Origin of the sequence: Kocuria marina (genome assembly GCF_000786655.1) — a bacterium.
Lineage (GTDB): Bacteria > Actinomycetota > Actinomycetes > Actinomycetales > Micrococcaceae > Kocuria > Kocuria marina_A.
Genome location: NZ_JROM01000028.1, coordinates 1 through 6,329, shown reverse-complemented (window position 1 = coordinate 6,329; position 6,329 = coordinate 1). Strand labels below are relative to the sequence as shown.

Sequence of the window (6,329 nt, the reverse complement as noted above, 5' to 3'; positions counted from 1 at the left end):
GCACCCCTCACGGGGGTGCGGCCTCAACCACTCTTTTCTTGTGTGATTCCGGCGGTGTCTTACTCTCCCACACCCTTCCGAGTGCAGTACCATCAGCGCTGTGGGTCTTAGCTACCGGGTTCGGGATGGGACCGGGCGTTTCCCCCACGCTATAACCACCGGAAACCCTGCCACCAACCCCCACGGTTGCTTGTACTAGCACCGTGTGTGTAGGGGTGGTGAAACCTATAGGGGTCCGTGTTTCGTGGACCAAGCTCTATTCTGTTATCACGATCAACCAACCACTACCCTGGCCCACCCCGTTTACCGGTGTACCCGGTGGGGGTGGGGGGTTGTTGGTGGTCAACCACATGGTGGACGCGAACACCACACTCTGATGAAAATTGTGTGTGTAGAAGTTTTCGGTGTATTAGTACCAGTCAGCTCCACGTCTTGCAACGCTTCCACATCTGGCCTATCAACCCAGTCGTCTACTGGGCACCTCACACCCCCGCAAGGGGGGGGTCAGGAAATCTCATCTCGGAGCAAGCTTCCCGCTTAGATGCTTTCAGCGGTTATCAATCCCGAACGTAGCTAATCAGCGGTGCTCCTGGCGGAACAACTGACATACCAGAGGTTCGTCCGTCCCGGTCCTCTCGTACTAAGGACAGGCCTCCACAAATTTCCAACGCACGCAGCGGATAGGGACCGAACTGTCTCACGACGTTCTGAACCCAGCTCGCGTACCGCTTTAATGGGCGAACAGCCCAACCCTTGGGACCAACTCCAGCCCCAGGATGCGACGAGCCGACATCGAGGTGCCAAACCATGCCGTCGATATGGACTCTTGGGCAAGATCAGCCTGTTATCCCCGAGGTACCTTTTATCCGTTGAGCGACGGCCATTCCACAATGTACCGCCGGATCACTAGTCCCGACTTTCGTCCCTGCTCGAGCTGTCACTCTCACAGTCAAGCTCCCTTGTGCACTTACACTCACCACCTGATTGCCGACCAGGCTGAGGGAACCTTTGGGCGCCTCCGTTACTCTTTAGGAGGCAACCGCCCCAGTTAAACTACCCATCAGGCACTGTCCCTGACCCGGATCACGGGCCGAAGTTAGATATCCAGAGTGACCAGAGTGGTATTTCAACAACGACTCCACCACCACTAGCGTGATAGCTTCACAGTCTCCCACCTATCCTACACAAGCCACACCGAACACCAATACCAAACTATAGTAAAGGTCTCGGGGTCTTTCCGTCCTGCTGCGCGAAACGAGCATCTTTACTCGTACTGCAATTTCGCCGAGTTCATGGTTGAGACAGTAGGGAAGTCGTTACTCCATTCGTGCAGGTCGGAACTTACCCGACAAGGAATTTCGCTACCTTAGGATGGTTATAGTTACCACCGCCGTTTACTGGGGCTTAAATTCTCCGCTTCAACCCGTAAGGGTTTAACGAGTCCTCTTAACCTTCCAGCACCGGGCAGGAGTCAGTCCGTATACATCGTCTTACGACTTCGCACGGACCTGTGTTTTTGATAAACAGTCGCTTCCCCCTAGCCTCTGCGACCCCGACCAGCTCACACCGCGTGGGTGTTCACCAACCAGGGCCCCCCTTCTCCCGAAGTTACGGGGGCATTTTGCCGAGTTCCTTAACCATGATTCTCTCGAACGCCTTAGTATTCTCTACCTGATCACCTGTGTCGGTTTAGGGTACGGGCGACTAGAACCTCACGTCGATGCTTTTCTTGGCAGCATAGGATCACCGAATTCCCTCACCTAAGAGAGTCCCATCACATCTCAAGCCTATGGCCCGCGGATTTACCAACCGGCCGCCCTACATGCTTAGACCAGGACAACCATCGCCTGGCTCGGCTACCTTCCTGCGTCACACCTGTTAACACGTTTACCTCCCCGGATCAGGTCCCACGCTCCCCACACACTCCACCACACCCACAAGGGGCGCGGTGATCGTGGTGGTTCGGGTGGTTAGTATCCCCGGTTCAGTAGGGTCGGTTCTTCGTCGGTACGGGAATATCAACCCGTTGTCCATCGACTACGCCTGTCGGCCTCGCCTTAGGTCCCGACTCACCCAGGGCAGATTAGCTTGACCCTGGAACCCTTGATCATCCGGCGGACGGGTTTCTCACCCGTCTATCGCTACTCATGCCTGCATTCTCACTCGTTGAGGTTCCACCACTGGGTCACCCCGCAGCTTCACCACCCCAACGACGCTCCCCTACCCACAACACCACCTCAACCACAAACGGCTCGGATATACGGTGTCATGCCACAACTTCGGCGGTGTACTTGAGCCCCGCTACATTATCGGCGCGGAATCACTTGACCAGTGAGCTATTACGCACTCTTTCAAGGGTGGCTGCTTCTAAGCCAACCTCCTGGTTGTCTCAGCAACTCCACATCCTTTCCCACTTAGCACACGCTTAGGGGCCTTAGTTGATGGTCTGGGCTGTTTCCCTTTCGACTATGAAGCTTATCCCCCACAGTCTCACTGCCACGCTTACACTTCACCGGCATTCGGAGTTTGGTTGACGTCAGTAACCTTGTAGGGCCCATCAGCCATCCAGTAGCTCTACCTCCGGGAAGCAACACGCAACGCTGCACCTAAATGCATTTCGGGGAGAACCAGCTATCACGGAGTTTGATTGGCCTTTCACCCCTACCCACAGCTCATCCCCTCCATTTTCAACTGAAGTGGGTTCGGTCCTCCACGCGCTCTTACACGCGCTTCAACCTGGCCATGGGTAGATCACCCCGCTTCGGGTCTAGATCACGCCACTACACAACGCCCTATTCAGACTCGCTTTCGCTACGACTACCCCACACGGGTTAATCTCGCGACGTAACACTAACTCGCAGGCTCATTCTTCAAAAGGCACGCTGTCACCCCTTGAGGCTCCAACGGCTTGTAAGCACACGGTTTCAGGTACTATTTCACTCCCCTCCCGGGGTACTTTTCACCATTCCCTCACGGTACTGATCCGCTATCGGTCATCAGGAAGTATTCAGGCTTACCAGGTGGTCCTGGCAGATTCACACGAGATTTCACGGGCCCCGTGCTACTCGGGAACAACGTCACACCACACACACCACGGTTTCGTCTACGGGACTCACACCCCCTACGGTCTGGCACTCACCACCAGTTCGACTACCACAATGCTGCAGCGCCCGGGGTGGCGACCCCGAGAACAACGCATCCCACAACCCCGATCATGCAACCCTCGCCAGGTATCACACACAACCGGTTTAGCCACCATCCGCTTTCGCTCGCCACTACTCACGGAATCACTATTGTTTTCTCTTCCTATGGGTACTGAGATGTTTCACTTCCCCACGTTCCTCCTCGCACCCTATGAATTCAGATACGAGTGACCACGCATGATACGCAGCCGGGTTACCCCATTCGGAGACCCTCGGATCACAGCTCGTTTATCAGCTCCCCGAGGCTTATCGCAGATTTCCACGTCCTTCATCAGCTCCTGATGCCAAGGCATCCACCGTGTGCCCGTAACAACTTCTACGCCACACAACACAAAACAATCATCAAAGAACACACCACACACACCCACCACACCACCACAACCCACAGTCCCGAAGAACCGCAAGCCGTGATCACGATGCGACCAGATGCACGCGGCGTCAAAGATGCTCGCGTCCACTATGTAGTTGACAAACAACAACCCACCAACACCACACACCCACCACTACGATCGGTGCGACGGTGTCCCAGGAAACCAACCAACGCAACTTGTTGATCGACAACCCAACAATGTGCCACCACGAACCCCCACACACACCACCACCAACCATCCAAGCCGGCAGTGTTCCCATGTGCGTCGTGTCCGTGTGCGCTTGCTGATATTCCACCCATGAGCAAAACACCCACCACCGCCAAAACGGTGCACCACGATCTCGTGGTGTGTGGGGCTACCGGCCACCCGGCCGGTGAGCGTGCTCCTTAGAAAGGAGGTGATCCAGCCGCACCTTCCGGTACGGCTACCTTGTTACGACTTAGTCCCAATCGCCAGTCCCACCTTCGACGGCTCCCCCCACAAGGGTTAGGCCACCGGCTTCGGGTGTTACCAACTTTCGTGACTTGACGGGCGGTGTGTACAAGGCCCGGGAACGTATTCACCGCAGCGTTGCTGATCTGCGATTACTAGCGACTCCGACTTCACGTGGTCGAGTTGCAGACCACGATCCGAACTGAGACCAGCTTTTTGGGATTAGCTCCACCTCACGGTATCGCAACCCATTGTACTGGCCATTGTAGCATGCGTGAAGCCCAAGACATAAGGGGCATGATGATTTGACGTCATCCCCACCTTCCTCCGAGTTGACCCCGGCAGTCTCCTATGAGTCCCCACCATCACGTGCTGGCAACATAGAACGAGGGTTGCGCTCGTTGCGGGACTTAACCCAACATCTCACGACACGAGCTGACGACAACCATGCACCACCTGTACACCAGCCCCACAAGGAGGAAAACTCATCTCTGAGCCGATCCGGTGTATGTCAAGCCTTGGTAAGGTTCTTCGCGTTGCATCGAATTAATCCGCATGCTCCGCCGCTTGTGCGGGCCCCCGTCAATTCCTTTGAGTTTTAGCCTTGCGGCCGTACTCCCCAGGCGGGGCACTTAATGCGTTAGCTACGGCGCGGAAAACGTGGAATGTCCCCCACACCTAGTGCCCAACGTTTACGGCATGGACTACCAGGGTATCTAATCCTGTTCGCTCCCCATGCTTTCGCTCCTCAGCGTCAGTAACAGCCCAGAGACCTGCCTTCGCCATCGGTGTTCTTCCTGATATCTGCGCATTTCACCGCTACACCAGGAGTTCCAGTCTCCCCTACTGCACTCAAGTCTGCCCGTACCCACTGCACACCCGGGGTTAAGCCCCGGGCTTTCACAGCAGACGCGACAAACCGCCTACGAGCTCTTTACGCCCAATAATTCCGGACAACGCTTGCGCCCTACGTATTACCGCGGCTGCTGGCACGTAGTTAGCCGGCGCTTCTTCTGCACGTACCGTCACTTTCGCTTCTTCCGTGCTGAAAGAGGTTTACAACCCGAAGGCCGTCATCCCTCACGCGGCGTCGCTGCATCAGGCTTGCGCCCATTGTGCAATATTCCCCACTGCTGCCTCCCGTAGGAGTCTGGGCCGTGTCTCAGTCCCAGTGTGGCCGGTCACCCTCTCAGGCCGGCTACCCGTCGTCGCCTTGGTAGGCCATTACCCCACCAACAAGCTGATAGGCCGTGAGCCCATCCACAACCAGTACAAACCCTTTCCACCCCCCACCATGCGACAGGAGGTCATATCCAGTATTAGACCCAGTTTCCCAGGCTTATCCCAGAGTCAAGGGCAGGTTACTCACGTATTACTCACCCGTTCGCCACTCATCCACCCAGTGCAAGCACCAAGCTTCAGCGTTCGACTTGCATGTGTTAAGCACGCCGCCAGCGTTCGTCCTGAGCCAGGATCAAACTCTCCGTCAAAAAACTATTCAACAGAAACCACCCCACCACACCCATCAAAGGGCAGGCACCGGGGTGGGATCCCGGCTGACACCCAACACCCCCAGGAAACGGGAAAACACCCAGGGGACCGTCAGGCCATCAACCAAAAACAAAAAACTTTGGTATCAACAAACTAGACACACTATTGAGTTGACAAACAACAAACCACACCACACAACCCCTCACCAGGGCCACAACGGTCGGTTGTCCGATCAGGCCGTCAGCGGCCGATCGAAGATTTTGGTAATTGCTCCTCCGGTCGAACCTTCCGGTCCGCCTCGAAGTGACTCATCAAGCTTAGTTCCGCGTTGCTCGGCGTGTCAACTTGACTGTTCAAGCCGATCCGCTCTGCGCTGCCGAACGCTAGGTAACCATAGCATGAACGAGGTCCGACTTCTCGGGCTGATCTTTGCTGGTCACCCCGCGGTTGCGGTCCCTTTCCGGTTCCTCGCCGCGGCGACTCGGAATACATTACACACGAGCCGGGACCCGCGCAAAACGCTGGTCCCGGCTCGTGATCGGCCCGCTGGACGGCGGGCTCGGGCACCGCCCGGTTCAGGGATGAAGGTCTGGGACGGTCGGTGTCCGGATCAGCCGGTGACCGTGACGGCCGCGAGGTTCTTCTTCCCCCGGCGCAGCAGCGCGAACCGCCCGTGCAGCAGGTCGTCGGGGGTCAACGTGGCGTCCTCCCCCGAGAGCTTGCGGTTGTTGACCGAGGCACCGCCCTCCTTGAGGGTGCGCCGAGCCGCGGACTTGGATTCCGCGAGTCCCGTGGCCACGAGCAGATCCACCACGGCGTGTTCGCCGGCGGC

At 56.9% G+C, this 6,329-nt stretch carries 3 rRNA genes and 1 pseudogene; all 4 read right to left on the bottom strand.

The features are described 5' to 3' along the window. Positions 1 to 46: 46 nt before the first annotated feature. Positions 47 to 163: ribosomal RNA gene (rrf, locus tag AS25_RS08325) — 5S ribosomal RNA — on the bottom strand. 226 nt (positions 164 to 389) lie between these two features. Beyond that, positions 390 to 3,523, bottom strand: a 23S ribosomal RNA gene (locus AS25_RS08320). Between the two features lie 441 nt (positions 3,524 to 3,964). Beyond that, a 16S ribosomal RNA gene (locus AS25_RS08315) occupies positions 3,965 to 5,496 on the bottom strand. Together the 16S, 23S and 5S rRNA genes form the textbook arrangement of a ribosomal RNA operon. 611 nt (positions 5,497 to 6,107) lie before the next feature. After that, positions 6,108 to 6,329, bottom strand: a pseudogene (locus AS25_RS08310) (tyrosine--tRNA ligase); the annotation flags it as partial.